Raw genomic sequence first — 18,573 nt, 5'->3', positions numbered from 1 at the left:
GCCTACTGCGGGTCGTTCCAGAAGCGAATGAAGTCGCACGAGAGGTCGCCGAGGCACGTGTGCCCGGACGGGTTCGTCAGGTAGTGCAAGTCGCGACCGCCGGTGGAGAGAAACCGACCGATGAGCGCGGCCTCGTAGTAGAAGTTCGCCCACTTCTCGCAGTAGATGCTGATGCCTTCGCCGCCGTGCGAGCCCTCCGGCAACGTGAAGTACGTGAGGTGAGCTTGGAGCTTGCCTTCGCCGCTCCAGCCACGCTTGCTGAAGGGCTCACCCTGGATGCGGGGCTGATACGAACGCTCCAGCGCAACGGAGGAGTCTTCTCCCGGCGCAGGGCCCTCGGCGAGTCGCGCGAGGCGGAGCGGTATCGTGGGATGTTGTTGGTCCCACGGCATGATCCCTTCGGAGAGGAAGTCGGGATCGAAGAGCGTTTCGCGACACGTGCGCTCGCTCCAGAGGTACGGGCACCCGGACTTGCGTCCCTCCGGGCTGCACTTCGGGCCTGCCGGCGTGCGCGCCAAGAAGTTGATGCCCTCGGGCACGAAGTTGTCGACGAGGACTTGGTTTGCGGTCTTCTTGCCCCACGATTCGTGGAGCACCGTCGGCGTCGCAAACTCGGCGTATTCTGGGTAGCGCTTCTCGGCGCCGGGCGGCAAAAACGGAATGAGGCCCGCGGCGCGCCCGAAGGCGAGGCCCGTCGATGTGTTCACGAACGTGTCGCCGATGTGCGGGATGTTGAGCAGGCCCTTCCTCGGGACGAGGGTGCCGTCGGGGCTGTAGAGCGGCCGACGTCGATAGAAGGCCGCGTAGTTGATGGGGTCCGCTGGATCGAGGACCGCTTGGCCGAGCGCGATGAAGCGGCGCAGGTCCGGTGAGTTGCGGTGAAGGCCGAGGCCCGTTTGCACAGCCACGAGGGGCGTCCCCACGGGATACAAGTCATCGAGGAACTGCGCGCATGTGGTGCCTTCCGGGCACTGCTTCTCTGGGTCCGCGTTGCGGCGGTAGACCTCCATGCCCTGCTCGAAGCTCTGAACGCGCCGCCCTGCGACGGCGCCGGGCTTGAGCTCGCACGCCTTGTAGGAGTTGATGGCGTGGGGCGTGTTGTAAAACTGGACGTCCAAGCGGTCGCCCTTGCTCGCGGCGATGCCGACGCGGAAGCGACCGTCGGCGAGCGTTCCGGTGCACTTGGTCTCCCGCGTCACGAGGTTCGTGACGAGGACGGTCATGTCCGGTCCGTCCTCCTCAGGGTTCAGGCACGCGACCTCCACGTAGGCGTAGCGGTAGCCGTTGGCGCCGTGCATGCGCACGCTCCGCTGCCCCGGCTTGCAAGCTGTGACGTCGCGCTCGGTGTAGAGCGCGTCGTCGAAGGGGCTGGGGGGCGTGACCGGCGTGTCGGAGTAGCCAACCGACGGCGGCGACCCGGCGATGACGGGCACCGAGAAGACGAGCGGCGACACCGTCTTCTGCATGACCGACTGCGACACGCCGAAGGAGCGGGGCGCGATGTCTGTTAGACCGCCACCGCCGACGACCGGCGCGACGGCGTCGACGCGATGGTCGAGGGCGCCCGAGATCATCGTGGTGATGCCTCCCATGGAGACACCCATGGTGCTCACGACCTCGCCGGCGAGGTCGGGGGTGCCGTTGCCGTCGAAGTCGCCGGCGAGATCGGCGACGCCATCGCCTGAGTAGTCGTCGCCGCGCGTCTTGCCGTCGAAGGTCCCGATGATGCGCGAGATGTTGAAGAGGTCCACGATGGATTGCCGCACGTTGTCGCGGGTCCGGAAGAGGTGCGGCGTCCAGTACCACCAGCCGGAGTCGTAGAGACCGTCGCCGTCGCGATCGTAGGCGCGGCCCTTGAGCACCGACTCGGCGAGCGGTGTGAGGCACGCGCCGCCGAGGATCTCGCCGATGAGCTTGAGCTGCTCCGACGGCAAGTTCACCCGATGTTGCGGGTAGTCGATGGAGATGGTGGCCATGCCCTGCTGGCCGAAAAATCCGGCGAACGCGAAGACATCCGCCGACGAACCGCCATAGCCGTGACCGAAGACCACGGTCTTGAAGGGCTGCTTCACCTTCTCGGTGGCCTTCGGGATCCAGAGCCAGAAGTGCCCCTTGTCGCGGCGGATGTCGCCGGTGCCGTTTCTGAAATCGAGGTGGAAGCGAGCGTCCTCGTCGGGCGTGGCCGGGTCGCCTTGAAAATACGGCGTGTCGTACGTGCCCACGACGACGTGAGACATCGACGACAGCGCCTTCTTCAAGAAGCCTCGCGCCGCTTCGCCCTCACCGCCGGCCTTCACGATGACGTCGAGGAGGAAGTTGTAGACCTCCGGATCCTGAAGGTTGAGGATGTTCGGCGTCTCGAGGCGCTTCTTGCAACCGGGGTCCGACTCCCAACCCGGCGTGGACCGGCCCGCGGCGCGCGGCACGTCGAGCTTCGGCGGGAAGTCGGTGGCGAGCTTTGCGAAGGGGCCTTTGCCAAAGAGCCCGTCGCGGAGGAGCAGCAGATCTTCCTGCGTCGGCTGCGTCGTGAACGTCCAGGTGAACGCCACGTGGTCGAGGCCTGTGCCCGCCAGGTCTCCGTAGTAGTTGGCGCGGCTCTTGTCGGTCAGGATGTCGCGAAGGCGGCCGACGGGATCGCGCTGTTGCGGGTGGTGAACGAACGGGAAGGGCGAACGAACGGGGCGGCCGTCAGAGCCGATGAGCCGGTCCGTGAGGACGACCGCGTATTCGGTCTTCTCCTCCATCGGGATGAGCGGCCGCATGATCAGCGTGTCCGTCTCGCGCTCGTACCAGGTGAGCAAGTCGTCGTAGCCGGGCTTGATGCCCTGCCCGTACGTGTTCGGGTGGTCGATGACGCCGTCGAAGTCGATGTCGAGCTCGAGCCGATAATCGGCCTGCATCAGCCCGGCGCCCTCCTCGCGGGTCTCCAAGAGAATGTTCGATGCTCGGCTATGCGGGTCGCTGGCGCCGTAAAGAAACGGCTGGGGCATGGTGCTCGGAAAGTTGCCCGAGCCCATGTCGAGAAAAATGGGAACGCCGGTCTTGAGGTTGATGACGTAGACGGGGTCGTCAGGGAACTCGTAGTCGCCCCGCGGCATGCGGCGTCGGAGCGCGTCGAGGTCCAAGGCAGCGACGCGGGCGTCGGCGCCTTCGGGCTTCTGGAACGCGGCCCAGATCGGCATGTATGTACCGAAGCCCTCCATCTCGGTGAGCCCCACGCGCGCGTTCTGCTCGATGGACGGCTTGCCGTAGAGGCTCACGTTGACGCGGCGCCCGGTGCGACTCGTCGGATCCGGGAACGTCGCGATGTCGTTCGGCAGCGGGACCTCGGGAATCGGGCGCCGCGTCGGATCGAAGACCACGCGCGCGCCCGGCCCCGGCGGTGTTTCGCGAAGGCCAGCGGGAGCCGTGTCGACGAAGCACCCGGCGCCCGAGGCGACGACGACGGCGACGGGCAAGAGGGCGGCACAGAGCGTCGACCAGCGGGGAAGGGCGAGGGTGACTTTGGACCGGAGATTGAAGGACATCGGAGCCTCGTAGAGACGCGCTAGCGGACGGACGCAGACAAGGAGAGAACGCGGCTTCAGTAGACGCACGCGGCCTTGCACGTGGTCTGTGCGCACTCATAGGCCGCTTGCCCGTCGACGCGGCCGACCGGTTGTTGGTCGTTGCACACGTTGACGCAGCGGTCGCGCGGCTCGGGGCACGGCGTCGTGCAGGCGTAGTAGGCTGCGCAAGCCGTGCCTGGCTCGCACTTGGCGAGGGCGTCGGGGCAGCGAGCGGTCATGCAATCGCGGCAGGTGCGCGGCTCCGCCGGCTTCGCTTCCGCGGGGCTCTTGAGGACGCAGAGCGGCGACTGCCCGCAGAGATCGTTGCAGTCGCCGCACGCCGCTTCAAACTCGCAGTTGCTGAGGGCGAGCCACTCGCGCCGCCCGAGGGCGCTCTGCTTCAGGCTGCACTCTTGGATGCACTTCGCGTTGCAGTTGGTGTCGTCGCTGCAGTTGGAGATGGCAGTGCAGCCGGCGACGTTGAAGCAACGGACGCGCTCGGGCGTGCACGTCTTGGCGAGGCACGTCTTGCACGCGCCGAGATCGTAGGGCGCCTTGGGGTTGCTTGGCGGCGTCACGACCGGCGTCGGAATCAGCGTGCTCGTGGCCGGCGCTTCCTCGCCGGTGCAACTGACGAGAGCCACGAGCAGAACTCCGAGCACGGCGGAGGCGAGGGGCCCGGGACGGGGAGCCTGACGGGATCGAGACATCGAGGGCACCCTTATTGCGACAAAGGCCCCGCTTCAATGGGAACGGATATGGGGACTCGATCGAGCGCTCGCCTTGCGCCGCCTTCAGCCGATGTCGCCTGTCGATGGGCGATCCTTCAGCTTCGAGTCCTTGGCTTCGACCGCCATGGCGAAGAGCGCCACGTATTGCGCGAAGCTCGCGACCGAGAAGAAGAGCGACAGGTACACGAGCAGGCGTCCGACCTGCACGAGATCCACGACGCCGAGGTCGAGCGGTCCGTAGTGCACGTGGTACGGGTAGCCCACCAAGAGGGCGATGATCCCGATCATCTGGAGCGCCGTCTTCGTCTTGCCCTCTTGCCCCGCGGAGATGACGACGCCCTCGCTCGCGGCGACGCTGCGGAGGCCCGTGACGCTTATCTCGCGGGCGAGGAGCACGATGACGATCCAGCCAGGGATGCGCCCCATGGGCACCATCCACACGAGCGAGGCCATGACGATGAGCTTATCGGCGAGCGGGTCGAGCAGCTTGCCGAGCACGCTGACGACGCCGAGCTTGCGCGCCAGGTAACCGTCGAGCACGTCGGTGATGGCGGCCAAGGTGAAGACCATGCACGCCCAAAAGCCGTCAATGGGGGTGTCGCGGTCGAGGAAGAAGAGGCAGATAGGGATCATCACGATGCGGGCCATCGTGAGGAGGTTGGGCAAATTGACAGCGTCCTCGGCGAGGGAGCGCCGCTTCTGGCGGCGCTCTTCGCGCCTCGTGGGGCTCGCCTGATCGCTCACCGCCTCGTTATATCCCAGCGCCCCCCCTCGTCGCGCCCCGAGCACCGACGCGTTCACGATTGCCTACGACGCAGCGCGTCGTCGCTCGGTGGCGAAGGCCAAGGCCGCCGCCGCGAGCGCGAGGATCCCCGCGGCGACGGGACTTGAGGCCATGCCGCCGGCGCCCGAGAAGGCGGCCTTGACCGTTTGGACGTCAGCCAGCCCTCCGGCGAGCAAGGGCCCGAGCGAGAAGTGAAGCGTCGCGTGGGCTGCGCAGGCCATCACCGCGCCGCGGTCCCTCCTCCACAACGCCGTCGCGAACACACCCCACGCAAAGCGCGCCGCGAGCTCCCATACGGCGGCGCTCTGGCTCCCGGCGGCGCCAACAACCCCGGCCACGAGGTACAGGAGAGGGGCTCCCATAAGGCCCGCGAAGGCGCGAAGGAGAACGCCGCGCAAAATGAGCTCGTCCCGCACGGCGGCGGCTGTTGCGACGGCGGCGCCGAGCAGCAGCGTGGCGAGCGATGGCGAGCTCGCGGTGGCCACACGCAGGCCTCCCGTCATCGCCCCAAGGCCAACAATGGCGACGACCGGCACCGCGGCGACGCCGGAGCCCTCGAGAATGCGTCGTGCCAAGCGCCGCGCCTTGCCGTAGGACCAGGCCACGCCAGCGCGGCCCGCGCCGACCTCTGCCGCGAGCGCTTGCAACACCACGCTGCCCGTCGCGTTCGTGGCGAGGACGGCGCCGATGCCTTGGATGACGGCCCACGAGGCGACGCCCACGAGGGCCACGTCCTTGGCAGTGCGCCTGCCCGGCGTCGCCGAGGCGGCCCTTTGGGCGGGCTCTTCGCTCACGTGAACGCGATGAGTCGCGCGCTCGCTTCGACAGGGGTGCCGGCGACGACGAAGATCTCCTTCACGACGCCAGGTCCCTTCGCGCGGACCTCGTTCTCCATCTTCATCGCCTCGATGACGAGAAGCGCTTGCCCTGCCGCCACTTCGTCGCCGGCGGCCACGAGCACCTTCACGACGCGCCCCGGCATCGGTGACTTGAGGAGCTTCTCAGCGCCCTGTCCGCCGGGCTTCTTCGCGGCGAGGGCCGCCCGCAAGCGCGCGCTCTCGACCTTGACGTAGGAGCGGTGTCCGCTCGCGACGATGCCCACGTCGGGCGGCGCACCTTCGACGGTCAGATCCACGACGCGCCCGTCGACACGCACACTCACAGCGCCGGCCGCGCCTGCGACGTCGACGACGTCGACGTCGAGGACGCGCTCGTTGACGCGAACGTCGAGGGCGCCAGAGGGCAACTCGAGGACATCGACGGCGATCGGCTCACCTTCGCCGAGCGTGACGAAATAGCGCATGGCTCACCCTACTCCAGGTGGGGCGCCAGGTGGAGTCGCCACGAAGCGGCTTGGGTCAAGCGGGCCGCTTTTCAGTAGAGGATGCCGAGGCGCCCGACGACGAGCCAAGGCGTTTTGAGCGATCGGTCGGTCGCGTCGGAGAGGGCTGCGCCGGGGAAGAGCACGCCGCCCTGCGCACCTAGCGCCAGGTTGAGGTCTGTGTTGAGCGGGACGCGTGCTTCCACGCCCGTGTCGAGCTCCACGCCGAGATCATGCCGCTTGGGGGAGCCGCCTTGGTAGTTGACGTAGGCGCCCGTCACCGTGAGCCGGTACGGATCGACGAGGTCGGCGGTGGTCTGCGCGATGAGCACGCCCAGCTTCAGGTCGAGCCATTGCCGCGGCCGCACGACAAAGGTGGGATAGAGGTATTGGGCGCCGAACACGGCCCCATTCGACGGAAGGCGGTCGACGCCGGGCGTTGGTCGCGACGCGTTCGTGAGGAGCGGGTCTTGCGCTGCCGTGGCGGCGCGGGCCGTCTGCCAACGCATCACCTCGTCGAAGAGAATGAGACCAACTTTGTAGTTGGTGGAGAATGCGAAGCGCCGCTGAACGTTGTCGTAAGGGTCGGCGTCGCCGGAGGCGTGCCCGAGCTCGACCTGACCCACGAAGTCGCCGTAGCCCTCGAGGCCAGCGCGATCGAGCGGGCTAGCCTTGCTGGCCCGGTGCACGAGGCCTGCGCGCAGCGCCCCGCCGAAGGAGCGGACCGTCGTGTCTTCAATCTGGCTCGCGATGGTCCGTCGGAGCATGTTCGTCGAACCGAAGACGCCGGCCAGCTCGGCGGCGCCGAAGACGAAAGTGTCGTCCGAGCCGGGCGCCCGCGCCGCAAACTTCGCCGTCGCGTCGAGGACGACGACGTCGAGGCCTTCTGTGTAGGTGAAGAGCTCGCGGCCGCTCTCCTTGTCGCGCCGCTGACTGCGGTAGATGGCCGCCACGCCGAGCGAGTTGTTCGTGTCTCGCTCGTAGAGCGCGATCAGGCCGCCCTGAAAGGCGATGTCGCCGTCCACGAGCCGCGCGTTCGCGTCGCGGAAGACGAGATCGCCCGTTAGGCCGACGAGCAGCGGGCTGTCTTTGCCGAGCGGCTTCGTCAAGAACGCGACGCGCTCGTAGAGGTTCCCGTAGCGGTAGTCACCGAACAACGAGGGATGATCTCCGTCGTTGATGAACATGCCCATGCCCCAATGGCTCGACTGCTGACCCACCCGCAGGACGCCGTAGTCGGTGCGGAAGGTCGCGTAGAGCCAGCGGGGCTGGATGTTCTTGAAGCCGTCGAGCTCGTCTCGCGGGCTCTCGTCAGCGGAAACGCCGCGCGTGCTCGCTCCCGCGAGCTGACCTGTCACCAAGTCGAGCTGGCCCGTGATTTCGACGCGGGCACCAAGCTGCAGGACCGGCGTCATGCGAAGCCAGTGGCTCGCATGCTCCGTCTGGCCGATGGAATCGAGCGCGAGGTTGGGGATCGCGTCGATGCGCGTCGCGGTCGGCGTAAGGCGCAAGTTGGGCTGCCGCTGGTAGCGAGCCTGGTATTCGCCGTGCAGCTCGAGGCGAATCACATCGGGCTCCGCCTTGCGCACGACCGGTCGACCTGAGTCAAAAATGAGCCGCGGCAGCTCCAGCGGCGTCTTCGGGGTCGAGGTCGGGGTCGAGGTCGAGGTCGAGGTCGAGGTCGAGGTCGAGGTCGAGGTCGGGGTCGGGGTCGAGGTCGGGGTCGGGGTCGAGGTCGGGGTCGGGGTCGAGGTCGGGGTCGAGGTCGGGGTCGGGGTCGGGGTCGGGGTCGAGGGCGAGGGCGAGGGCGAGGTCGGCGTCGGGTCGGCGGGCGCTTCCGTGCCCTGTGCGCCTGCGGGGCCCGCATGGGCCGTGCAAATCAAGGCGACCGCCAGGCCCGCGTGGAGGTGGCGGGCGCGAGACGGGAAGCGACGCGGGACCATGGGAGGCGCGATATAGAGCAAGCGTCTCCCAGATGGAACGGAACTGATCTTCCGCCCGCTGCGCCACGCGGCAGCCGCCCCGCGGGAATTGCCGAAATAGGCCCCAACAAGGTGCGTGCGCTAGAACGTGCCGACGCCCGCGACGTGCACGCCAACGGCGTCACGCCTTCCGGCGAGATCGCGATCGGAGAAGTGCGTGACCTCGACCGAGGTCTTGAGGCGAAGGGCCGCGTCCACGGCCCACACGCTACCGACGGTGACGCGGCCCACGCTGCTTCGACGCGAGAGCTCACCTTCCGGCGCCGGATCGAGCGGAGGCGGGCGCTCAAGGTTGCCGACGCGCATCATGCCGTCGACGCGGAGCACGGCATCAACGGACGAAGACAAGGGCTGCTCGATCTCGGCGTACGCGCCGTGTTTGACGAAGAACTCGCCGCGCGGAGACAGGACGTACTTGAAGCGCGACGGCTCCGAGGTGTCAAACTCCTGCCGCCGAAGAAGGTACTCTGCACGCAATTGGGTGCGCCCAATGCGCAACGCGAGATCACCGCCGAGCACCGCGTAGGTGCGCTCGTTGTTGGGATCGAAGGTGCCCACGAGCCCTGAGGCCCCGGCGCCGAGTTCCACCTTCGGGGCGAGGCGAACGTTGGCCGCAACCCGTCCCCCCACCGTGGGGAGCGCGTTGTTGTCCACGTAATACAGGCCGCCGGTGCGTGACTGGACGAAGTCCAAATCGAGCGCTCGCGCGTCGGCCTTCATGCCTGAAACGGCGTGCGCGGCGTACTCGAGGGTGACGGCTTCGCCCGCGTGGGCCCCGCTGATCTCGACGCCGTTGTCGGGAAACGGGCTCGGCAAAACGCCCTGATTCCACGCGCGATGGCGCAGCATCCGCCCCATGTCGTAGGGCAAGGGCTTGCTGCTCAGCTTGTGATTGGCCGGATCGTGGCGAAGGTTGAACAAGCCAAAGGTCGGACTCATCCGACCAAAACGGACGCGGAAGCCGTCCGACGCGCGATAGTCGAAGTGAGCCATGTCGGTCTCGAAGCCATGGCAGCCGAAGCAGACCTTCACGTTGGCGGAGACGCGCTCGGAGAAGTCGACGGCCAGCTTGCCCGCCGCTTCGAGCGTGAAGCCGGCGAAGCCCAGCCGTCGCGCGTCGGCCGGAGAAGCGGTCGGAACGAAGTGCTGGTCCAGTTGCACCGACCCGGCGAAGTTGTGCTCGACAGCTCTTGCCGCCGAGGTGGCCGAGGCGATGACGAACATCAGCATGGTCGCGAGGACGCGCCACCGCGTGAGAAAGGTCGGCATCACGGCGCGCTGCCACCGTCGGGTTCGGGTTTCGCCGGGCTCGCGGGGAGGGCCGCCACGGAACCTGCGTCGGTGCCAGCCGCCAGCGGAGGAGCGGCCTTGCGCGCTCGCTCTCGCGCCGCGTAGAGCCGCAAGAACGGCAAGATGCCAGCCTCATCGACCTCTGAGATCCCGCTCGTTGGTTGCAGGCGCATGCGCCGCACGTAGTTGACCCACTGGTCGTCGTCGGAGATGCCGCTCTCGAGCGCTCGCCCGAGGCCGTGGCACTTCGAGCAGCGGTGCGCGAAGAGGTCGAAGCTCTCCCGCAGCTCCGGCGGAACCTTGGCTGCGTAGGCTGACTCGCTTCGAGGCCCCGCCGAGCACGCGAGCGTCAGCGGCAAGGCTGCGCCAACGATCAGGCGTCTCACGCGGAGCATCGTCCGTGTATATCGCATGGCCAAGTGGTCCGGTACGATGCTCGTATGGTGCGCTCGGTCGCGTTGGCATTCTGCGCGATGGCGTCCGCATGTGGCGCCTTTGATCCCGTCGTCGGGCCGCTCAACGTACCCCTCGATGTGTCGGTCGGTTTGGATGCGGACACGACGAGGCGCGACGGCGCCGTCGACGCGGGGGCCGACGGCGCGGCTTCAGACGGCGGCGAGTCCGGCGGTGACGCTGCCCCCACGCTGCACGAGGTGAGGGTCGGGCCCGGCCAACGCTTCGCTCCTGAGGTGCTCACGCTGCGCGTCGGCGACACGGTGCGTTGGGTGTGGCAGGCATCGGGTCATACGGTGACCAGCGGCAGCGCCGGCGCCGCCGACGGCAAGTTCTGCTCGGTGAGCGACACGAACTGCGGCAGCGCGCCGTCTTCACCGGCAGGGACCGTCTACGAGCATCGCTTCGACGCGGCAGGGGTGTTCCCGTATTTCTGCCGCGTGCACCGCGGCGAGGGCATGACGGGCGAGCTCACCGTCGTGCCGTAGCGTGAGCGTGATGCTCAGACCTTGGACTCGCCAAACGAGCGTTCGTCACGGTCGGTCGTCACGGGTCTGCCGCAAAGACGAGTCGCACGATGGCGCTCGCCCGACCCGTGTCGACGTTGGGCACGCGCCTCCCGACGAGCGTCGCTGACAGGCACGGTGCGGCGCTGCGCAAGAGCGCGTTCGGGCTCACGACAGCGATGACGCCCTCCTCATCGGTGTCCACTCGCAGTGTGGCGTGCGGCTCCGACGTCTGTGACGCCACGGCGCCCCTCGCGCACTCCGCCAAGCGAGACGCGACGGGAGACACGGCTCGCTGGACGCTCGCCGCCGTGGTGGCGACCGGCTCGCTCACGCTCGTCGATTGAAAGCGCCACGCGCGCGGCGCGGCGACCGCCGCCTGCGCCGCTGGCGGCAGGCCAGTCGGCGGCGCGCCAAGCGGGGCCGCCGCATTCGGCGCCGCAGCGCCTGCGAGGATGGGGGCGGCGCGTCGGTCCACATTCTTCCGGCTCCCTTGCCGCGGCGACAAGGGCGCCGACACGCCAGGCCCATCCTTTAGCGGCTGGGGAGACTCGGGGGTCAAGGGCGCAGCGGCGGCCGCGGGTACGGTTTCTGGGAGCGTCATTCGGGTCACGACTTGAACCGAAGCGCTGGGCGCTTCTCGTGAAGCGACGTCGGGTGGTGGTGACGCTGCCCGCGCGGGAATGGCACCCGCGCCACGGTAAAGCGCGAAGCCAACCCCGGCGCCCACGAGGAGCAGTGCGCCGGCCACGACCGCGCGGCGCCGGCCGCCAGGGCGCTTGGCCTTGCCCGTTCCATCGCCGACGCCGCCCGGCGGGAGCATCGGTACGAGAGGCGTTTGCGGCTCGAGCGCGCTCCGCACGCGGCGCGCGGCGCTCTCTCCGGAGACCGGCGCGTGGCGCTCAAGCGATGCGGCCAGCGAGGCGACGTCGGCGAAGCGGTCCTCAGGCGCCTTCTGGAGGCATCGCAAGATCACGTCAACGACACGTTGCGGCAGGTCTGGCCGGAAGGCTTGCGGCGGCCGCGGCGCATCGCGGAGAACGCCGGCAGCGATGGTCGCCACCGTTTGGCCGGGGAAGGGCACCTCATCGGTCAGGAGTTGGTACAGGCACACCCCGAGAGACCAGACGTCGGTACGGGCGTCCACGACATCACCACGCGTCTGTTCCGGGCTCATGTATTGAGGCGAACCAATGACGTCGAGCGGCTGCGTCAGGCCGGGCGACGCCAAGGGACCCACTTGCTTGGCGATGCCGAAGTCGACCACCTTGACGAGCGGCCTTCCATCGGGGCGCTTGGTGAGAAAGAGGTTCGACGGCTTTAGATCGCGGTGAACGATGCCGTGCGAGTGCGCTTCGGCGATGCCTTCGCATGCTTGTAGGATGCACTCGACCGCCGTCTCCACGGGCAAGGGCCCGCGCTCTCGAAGGACGCTGTCGAGGTCGCCGCCGACGAGAAACTCCATGACCATGTAGGGCGTCTCGTCGGCGAGCTCCCCGACGTCGAAGACCTTGACGACGTGCTCGCTGCGGAGGCGCGAAAGAGCTCGCGCCTCTTGTGCAAAGCGCGTTCGTGCTTCCCCGTCGTGGTCCACGAGGAGCTTGAGCGCAACGCGACTGGCGAGGTCGTCGCGCCACGCGGCGGCAATGACGCCCATTCCACCTTTGGCGAGGACGCGTTCGATGCGGTACTTGCCATCGACGACCATGCCGGCTGAAAGAATCGTTCGCGGCTTGGCTCGCGCCACGCGTCGCCTCCCGACGGAAAGCGTAACACTCGACCCCTCGCCATGGCCGCAGGATGCCAAGGAATTTGTAGGCGATTTGTTCGCCGTCCGGTGCCTGGTGCGCGGGGCCTCGCGGTACTCCCGGTGTGGCCGATTCATACGCAACTCCAAGGGAGGCGCTGGCATTGAAAGACCACGACGAATCGAGACGTGATGTCGGAGCGAGGGAGGTGCTTTGCGTTGGCGGAGCCTGCCTGTTGCTCTTCGGCGCGTGCAGCTCGGACGCCACCCCCTCTGCGGCGGCCCCGGTCGTCGGCGGCGTCTCAACGCTGCCCGTCGCGATCCGAGGAGGCGCGAGGCTTGAGGCGCGCTTCGACTCGTTCGGCCCCGTAGGCGAGGTCTTTCGCACGTTCTACGACACCAAGCTGGGCATCGAGTGTCACATGCTGGCGGCGAGCGACGGCGCGACGCGCTGCCTGCCTGCGGCCACGTATTCGGCAGAAGACGTCTTTTCCGACGCGAGCTGCGAGACCCGGCTCGTGGTGGCCCCGAGAGCTCCTTGCAAGCCATCCACCTTCGCGGCTGCGACGACGCCATGCCCGTCGACGACGAAAATCCACGCCCTCGCGGGGGAGACGCGCCCCGCCGTGGTCTACAGTCGCGGCACGACGGGCGAGTGCGCGCCGCAACCCATCGACGTCGACACGACCTATTACGGCCTCGGCGACGAGGTGCCGCCCACGGAGTTCGTCGCGACGAAGCCGAAGGTCTTCACCGACGAAGGGCTCTCCACCGTGATGCTCGATGGCGACGACGGCAGCCGCGCCTTCGGCGTGTTCCGCGACGCGAAGCGCAACGCCGACTGTACGCCGCGGACGCTCCTCGACGAATCCGTGCGTTGTGTACCGGTGGACGCTGCGACGGTAGCCAGCGTGGTCTTCGCCGACGCTCAGTGCGCAGTGCGAGGGGCCGCCACGGTGGCCTGCAAAGAGCCCCTTGTGGCGGTCGAGGCCGACGCCTGCGGCGGCCGAGCCAAGGTTTTCGCCGTCGGGCCGCGCGTGAAGAGTCCGTCGTCAGGCACGAAGGCGGCGTGCGCTCCCCTAGGCTCGTCGCCGCGCGTCTACCCAGTCGGCGGCGAGCTCGCTCCGGCCGACCTGCCTCGCGTCTTCGAGGTCCCGCCGCCGCGCGACTACCGCATCTACGAGACGCGGTGGAGCGCGCCCGGCGGCCCCATTGGCAAGGGGCTCTACGACGCCGAGAAGCAGACCGAATGCCAGGTGTCGCTCGCGGAAGACGGAAAGCGCCGGTGCCTGCCGACGAGCCTAGGGCCCGTCAGCGCCTACGCCGATGCGGCTTGCACCAGGGCTGTCGTCTTCGCGCCTTGTGGCGGCGCACCGTCGCCCTTTGCGTATGAATACGCCGACCCGAACGCGTCGTGCTCACGCAACCTACGGATTCGAAAGCGCGGCGTGAAGGTCGATGTGCCGTCGCTCTTTGTGCGCGGCGACGGCGGCGGTTGCGCCCCGCGCGCGAAGCCCACCGGCGCCGTCGATAGCTACGAGGTTGGCGAGACCGTTCCGGCCGCGGAGTTCGTCGAAGCGGTCGACCTCAAGCGCTGAAGACCGCGGCGGGCTCGCTCACAAGCGCGGTCGCCAAAGCACGTTCATAAGCGCGAGCACAGCCTTTACGTCGTCGCCGGTTTGCCCCTCGCCTTGAAGCGTCAGGACGAACTCGGAGGCGGGCAGGAGGACGAACATGGCGCCAGCGGCGTGTTGCCGGAGCGTCGTGTCGGGCGCGGCCCGGTACGAGAGCTGAGCGAAGCGATAGTAGAGCGATGCGTCGAGCGTATCGGCGAAGACCGAAAGTCCGGGCCCCGCGGAAGCGCCCAGGAGGTCGACGTACGTCCCCGCCGAAAGGTTTCCCGCCGCCTCGATGCGGAAGTGCCGCGCGATGCGCACGAGCCGCGCGTTGGCGAATCCGCCGAGCGCTTTGGGTCCGCCGCCGCTCGTTTGCTGCGCGGTGCCGCCGACACCGATGCCAAAATTGCCAAGCTCGAGTGTGGCGTCGGCAGCCTCCAGGAGGCGCTGGCTGCCGCGACCGTCGACGCAAACGTCGCGCGCGGGTGTGCCGGCCGCGGCCGGCGCGAGCGTTGTCGCGCAGAACCACGAGAGAGGGAGGAAGGACGCCAGGTACGCCGAGCGCTCTTGCTGGCGCACGTCGAAGCGACCGCCCACTTGGACCGGGCCGAGACGCAGCGATGCATCGACGCCGGCGGCTGTGAGCTCGAGCGGTGACGCCTTCCACGGGTTTGACGACTCGAAGCCCGAGAGCTCGGCGTGCCCGCCGAGGCGCGACTGACCCGGGTAGAGGCCGACGATGGCGCTCAAGCGCTTCTCGTCGAGCTGTCCCTTGAAGGTCGAGCCATGACCGACGAGCGCCACCTCGGGACGCAGCGAGGCCGACGTGTCCGCGTACCGCGCATCGACGCCAAACCGCTGCGCGTCGGCGGCCACCCCACCGGTGAGCGGATCGGGCAATAGGCCACCAAAGGCCCCTGCGCTGAAGCCAGCGCCGAGCGGCACGTCGGCCCGCAAGCCGTCGAGCGTGCCCAGCGTCGCCGCCGCGTACCTCATTCGGCCGAGGCCCGCGCGAAAGGAGCTCGGTCGTCCGTAGCCGAGGAGGAGCTCGCGAACGCGAACGAGCGGTCGTGAGCCCTCGCGCGCCGAGAGGTCCGGCGCAGCGTAGCCTTGCACGGCGGCGTCGAGGTCGAGCGTGCGCGGCGCCGAAAAAGGTGCAGCATGCACGCGGGCCCTAAGCTCGCCGCGCGCGACCCCCGTCGACCGCTCGTCGAAGGGCAACAGCGCCATGCCCGACGACGAGAGCAGGATCCGGTAAGCACCCGAGCCGCGACTCACCTCACCGAGCGGCACATAACGGGGGCGTTGCGTCGACGCGGGCGCCACGGCGGCGGGCCACACGTTCTGAAATGCGCCGAGAGGCTGCGGCGGGGCAAGGGCAGTCCGTTGCTCTTCCGCTTCTTCCGAGCTGGCCGCGGCGCCCTTGTCGTTCTCCTTGAGGCCGTCGGCGGCGCCAACGATGACGGCGTAGGACGCCGTGGAGCCGACGACCTTGTAGCGCTTGTTCCGCAACGTCACGCTCGTGCCGCGACGAACGCCCATCGCTGCGCCGGGCTTCACGTAGACGAGATCACCGGCGACATCGACAACGACCACCTCCACGCGGCCCGTTCGCTTCGGCGTCGGCGCGGCCGGCGTCGCCTCGGAGGGCGCGGGAGCCGCCTCCGCGGGCTTGGCAGCGGGCTTCGGCCGCCTCTTGGGCGCTGCGGAGAGCGGGCTCGCTGAGGCGCACGACACGACCGCTGCGGCCGCGACGATGAGGAGGTGTCGCGTTGCCGTCATCGGCGGGCCCCCCCGAGGTGACAGCTCAAGCAGGAGGCGCCCCCTGTTGCCATGGGGCCCTTGTGTTGAGCGACCAGGCGAGCGGGGTCGTGCGCGTGGCAGCCAACGCACCGCACGGAGCGAGGCGCGGCGAGGTTCGAATGGCAGTCGGAGCACGCGGCCGTCCGGTGCGGCCCGAAGGAGATGGGGAATCGGAGGTCGTGGCCTCGCGGCGCGACCTCACCGGCGCCCGGAGAGCGCCGCCGGTGCCGCCGCTGTCACGAGGCTCGCCTTGAAGAGCGCGGGGACCCACGCGATGGAGCGATGGCATTGGCTGCAGTCGCGCGGGAAGGGCGCCGTGAGGGTCGTCCCCGTATGCACCGGCCGGATGTCGGTGCGTCCGTATTCCTTCCCGTGGCAGGCGAAACACTCCACCGGGGCCGTGGTCCACTGGTGATCGCCGCTTCGCTGGTGGCATTGACTGCAGTCTGCAAGCGTATGCATGCCGGTGAGCGGAAACCGCGTCTTCCGGTGGATGTCGATGGCCTTGGTCACCTGCCAGCCGGCGGCCGAATGGCACTCGTCGCAGCTTCGCGACAAGCGACCACGATGGACGTCCTCATGGCAGCTGTTGCACGCCCGCTTGACCGGCTGACCGCCGTGGCACTGGTTGCAAGCAGTCACCTGATGTTGACCCGTCAGCGGGAAACCCGTCGTGGAGTGATCGAAGCCGCCGGCGCCACGCGCGTCGCTCTGGCGCCAAGCGACCGTCGAGTGGCACGCGCTGCAGGGGACGGCGTCGGCGATGTTCTTGCCCGTGGTCGCAGCCGCCGGTGCCGGCGGCGCAGCCGTTGGAGGCGGCGCCGCGGCCGCGGTTGCAGGCGCCGCTCGCGCCGGCGGTGGTGGCGGCGCGTCGGCCCAGGATGTTGACGAAAGCGCGAGCGCAACGAGGCTCGCGACGAGCGCGTGCAGAAGCGCCGGGGAGGGGAGGCGAATCACTTGGGACCTCCGCCGCCGAGCGCTTTGTCATGGGGGTTCGCGTGGCACGTCCGGCAGTCCGTTGACGGCAAGCGATAGCGGACGGCGACGGCGCCGCTGGTCAGCGTTTCCTTGAGGTGGCACCCGTCGCATTTGGCCTTCGCGTGACCGCCGGTGAGCGGGTAGCGGGTCTTCTGCCCGTGTTCGAAGGCGGGGACCTTGAAGGCCGTTGTGCTGTGGCAGAAATCGCATTCGCGCACAGGTGCCGACGTCCTGAATTGCCCGGCATGGGTGTCGTCGTGGCATCCGCCGCAGGCGCGAGGCACGCCGCGATAGCTCGCGCCTTTGCCCAGCGTCTTGTCTTCCTTGGAGGGCTTGTGGCACCCCTCGCACGCGGCCTGCGCGTGCGCTCCTGAGAGCGGCCACGTGGAGTGGTCGATCTTCGGGTTGTTCCACCCGCTCGTCTGGTGGCACTGGCCGCAGCCACCCTTGGCCATCTCGGTCGCGAATTGGGCTCCGTGCGGGTTCTCGTGACAGTCGGCACAAGCCTGCTTGCTCACGCGATGGTCGAGCCGAGGTCGCGCGCCGGTGTGGCATCCGCTGCAGGCCACCACCGAGTGAAGGCCCGTCAGGGGAAACTTGGTTGAACCGTGAAGCGCGACACCGAAGAGCGCCGGACGAAATCCCGAGGTCGCGTGACAGGCCTTGCACTCGCCACCGCCGCGGGCCTGGAATTCACCGTTGTGTGAGTCCTTGTGGCAGTCCTTGCATTCTGCAAATTGAAGATCCCGGTAGCGGGCCTGCGCGGGCAGCGTGGGCTTGTGGCACGAGGCGCAGGGCGTTTCCTTGTGTTCTCCCGTCAGCGGGTAGGCGGTCTTGCTGTGGGCCGCGAGCCCCACCGGCCGCGGCAAGTTGAGCCACGCGATGTTCCCGTGGCAGCTGCCGCAGCCACGGCCGAAGGGCGCTTCGTGCACCGGCCTGTGGCACGACGCGCACTCGCTGCCCTTGGAGGGCGCAAGTTGGTTGCCCTTGTCGTGGCACGTGCCGCAGGCGACCCTTGCGTGCCCGCCACCGAGGCTGACGCCCGGGTGGCCGACGCCGGAGAAGCGAACCTTCTTCCAGGAGTCTTCGTTGTGGCAACTTGCGCACTTGGGGCCGAGCTTTCCCGCGTGGGGATCCTTGTGGCAGCTAGCGCAGGTCGCCGAGTCAATGCCCTTGTATTGCGGTGGCTCGTGGTGGCACTTCTCGCACGTCACCTTTTGGTGTGAACCCCTAAGCGGGAAGTGCGCGAGGTCGTGGTTGAAGCCGTCGAGCTTGACCTTCTTCCAGGACACGTCGTTGTGGCATTGGTTGCAGGTTGCACCGAAGCGCCCCTCGTGCTGATCCTTGTGGCAGCTCGCGCAGCTGGTCCCGAGACCGAGGTACGTGGGCGCTCCGCGGGCGTTGGACTTGTTGTGGCACTTCTCGCAGGCCACGGCCTTGTGGCCGTTCTCGAGCGGCCACCCCGTCTGCGCGTGGTTCAGCTGCTTGGGATCCCACCTGACGAGGCGCGCGTTGCGCCCGAGGTGGTCCGAGTGGCAGCTCTCGCAGGCTTTTCCTTTGTACTCGCGGCCGTGGAGCCCCTGGCCGGCGCTGATGCGAGCCCCGAGGTCGCTGTGGCACTTGTTGACGCAGCTCGCCGTGTCGATGCGCTTGCCGGAGGCGTGGCAGTCGTTGCACCGGTCGTCGCCTTCGGCGCCGGCGTGCGCCTTCGACAGAGGCCCCGGCGACAGGAGCTGCGCACGCGCCGGCAGCGCCAAGAGGAGCGAGCTCAAAAGAACGATGAGCGCGAACGCGCGGCGAGCGAACTGGCCCAA

15 protein-coding genes are annotated in these 18,573 nt (G+C 68.5%); 2 read left to right on the top strand and 13 right to left on the bottom strand.

The features are described from left to right. Window positions 1-2: 2 nt before the first annotated feature. The 9 genes from IPG50_03985 to IPG50_03945 all read right to left on the bottom strand — a co-directional run bounded on the left by IPG50_03985 (window position 3) and on the right by IPG50_03945 (window position 10,051). Window positions 3-3,527, bottom strand: coding sequence for a hypothetical protein (locus IPG50_03985; GenBank protein MBK6691347.1), 3,525 nt, complete (start codon window positions 3,525-3,527; stop codon window positions 3-5). A gap of 56 nt (window positions 3,528-3,583) precedes the next feature. Next, window positions 3,584-4,258: a hypothetical protein gene (locus IPG50_03980; GenBank protein MBK6691346.1), complete on the bottom strand. Its 675-nt coding sequence runs from the start codon at window positions 4,256-4,258 to the stop codon at window positions 3,584-3,586. An 84-nt stretch (window positions 4,259-4,342) separates the two neighbouring features. Then, the gene (gene pgsA / locus IPG50_03975; protein MBK6691345.1) at window positions 4,343-4,927 is read right to left on the bottom strand and encodes a CDP-diacylglycerol--glycerol-3-phosphate 3-phosphatidyltransferase; all 585 of its coding nucleotides are present in this window, start codon (window positions 4,925-4,927) and stop codon (window positions 4,343-4,345) included. A 159-nt stretch (window positions 4,928-5,086) separates the two neighbouring features. Beyond that, window positions 5,087-5,857, bottom strand: coding sequence for a hypothetical protein (locus IPG50_03970; GenBank protein MBK6691344.1), 771 nt, complete (start codon window positions 5,855-5,857; stop codon window positions 5,087-5,089). After that, entirely contained in the window at window positions 5,854-6,366 is a 513-nt protein-coding gene (locus IPG50_03965; GenBank protein ID MBK6691343.1) for a biotin/lipoyl-binding protein, read from the bottom strand. Before IPG50_03965 ends, IPG50_03970 begins: the two co-directional genes overlap by 4 nt. Window positions 6,367-6,437: 71 nt before the next feature. Further along, entirely contained in the window at window positions 6,438-7,973 is a 1,536-nt protein-coding gene (locus IPG50_03960) for a hypothetical protein (protein ID MBK6691342.1), read from the bottom strand. A gap of 16 nt (window positions 7,974-7,989) precedes the next feature. Further along, a complete protein-coding gene (locus IPG50_03955; protein MBK6691341.1) occupies window positions 7,990-8,262 on the bottom strand; it encodes a hypothetical protein in 273 nt (90 codons plus the stop codon). A gap of 185 nt (window positions 8,263-8,447) precedes the next feature. Then, window positions 8,448-9,638 carry a hypothetical protein gene (locus IPG50_03950; GenBank protein ID MBK6691340.1) on the bottom strand — a complete coding sequence of 397 codons (1,191 nt, stop codon included), beginning with the start codon at window positions 9,636-9,638 and terminating at the stop codon, window positions 8,448-8,450. After that, on the bottom strand, window positions 9,635-10,051 hold the full coding sequence (locus tag IPG50_03945) for a hypothetical protein (protein ID MBK6691339.1): 417 nt from the start codon (window positions 10,049-10,051) through the stop codon (window positions 9,635-9,637). The genes IPG50_03950 and IPG50_03945 overlap by 4 nt, the downstream gene beginning before the upstream one ends. A gap of 45 nt (window positions 10,052-10,096) precedes the next feature. Here IPG50_03945 and IPG50_03940 point away from each other — a divergent pair, with 45 nt between their 5' ends. Continuing rightward, on the top strand, window positions 10,097-10,597 hold the full coding sequence (locus IPG50_03940) for a hypothetical protein (GenBank protein ID MBK6691338.1): 501 nt from the start codon (window positions 10,097-10,099) through the stop codon (window positions 10,595-10,597). Between the two features lie 58 nt (window positions 10,598-10,655). On the opposite strand, the gene IPG50_03935 is transcribed toward IPG50_03940, so the two are convergent. Then, the gene (locus tag IPG50_03935) at window positions 10,656-12,362 is read right to left on the bottom strand and encodes a serine/threonine protein kinase (GenBank protein MBK6691337.1); all 1,707 of its coding nucleotides are present in this window, start codon (window positions 12,360-12,362) and stop codon (window positions 10,656-10,658) included. A gap of 209 nt (window positions 12,363-12,571) precedes the next feature. Here IPG50_03935 and IPG50_03930 point away from each other — a divergent pair, with 209 nt between their 5' ends. After that, window positions 12,572-13,960, top strand: coding sequence for a hypothetical protein (locus IPG50_03930; protein MBK6691336.1), 1,389 nt, complete (start codon window positions 12,572-12,574; stop codon window positions 13,958-13,960). Between the two features lie 18 nt (window positions 13,961-13,978). Here IPG50_03930 and IPG50_03925 read toward each other — a convergent pair whose 3' ends face one another. From IPG50_03925 to IPG50_03915, 3 genes are all read right to left on the bottom strand, one after another. Next, window positions 13,979-15,760, bottom strand: a complete 1,782-nt coding sequence (locus IPG50_03925) for a hypothetical protein (protein MBK6691335.1) — start codon at window positions 15,758-15,760, stop codon at window positions 13,979-13,981. Between the two features lie 219 nt (window positions 15,761-15,979). After that, the gene (locus tag IPG50_03920) at window positions 15,980-16,738 is read right to left on the bottom strand and encodes a hypothetical protein (protein MBK6691334.1); all 759 of its coding nucleotides are present in this window, start codon (window positions 16,736-16,738) and stop codon (window positions 15,980-15,982) included. Next, entirely contained in the window at window positions 16,735-18,573 is a 1,839-nt protein-coding gene (locus IPG50_03915) for a hypothetical protein (GenBank protein MBK6691333.1), read from the bottom strand. The genes IPG50_03920 and IPG50_03915 overlap by 4 nt, the downstream gene beginning before the upstream one ends.

The organism is Myxococcales bacterium, from assembly GCA_016703425.1.
In the GTDB taxonomy this organism is placed as follows: Bacteria; Myxococcota_A; Polyangia; order Polyangiales; family Polyangiaceae; genus JADJCA01.
Note: the sequence above shows the minus strand (reverse complement) of the source record. Positions and strands in the feature narration are given on the sequence as shown.

Bases quoted from the DNA above. Each gene is read 5' to 3' on its own strand.
- IPG50_03940 (MBK6691338.1), top strand. From the start codon at position 10,097: ATGGTGCGCTCGGTCGCGTTGGCATTCTGCGCGATGGCGTCCGCATGT.
- IPG50_03925 (MBK6691335.1), bottom strand. From the start codon at position 15,760: ATGACGGCAACGCGACACCTCCTCATCGTCGCGGCCGCAGCGGTCGTG.
- IPG50_03965 (MBK6691343.1), bottom strand. From the start codon at position 6,366: ATGCGCTATTTCGTCACGCTCGGCGAAGGTGAGCCGATCGCCGTCGAT.
- IPG50_03945 (MBK6691339.1), bottom strand. From the start codon at position 10,051: ATGCTCCGCGTGAGACGCCTGATCGTTGGCGCAGCCTTGCCGCTGACG.
- IPG50_03985 (MBK6691347.1), bottom strand. From the start codon at position 3,527: ATGTCCTTCAATCTCCGGTCCAAAGTCACCCTCGCCCTTCCCCGCTGG.
- IPG50_03980 (MBK6691346.1), bottom strand. From the start codon at position 4,258: ATGTCTCGATCCCGTCAGGCTCCCCGTCCCGGGCCCCTCGCCTCCGCC.
- pgsA (MBK6691345.1), bottom strand. From the start codon at position 4,927: ATGGCCCGCATCGTGATGATCCCTATCTGCCTCTTCTTCCTCGACCGC.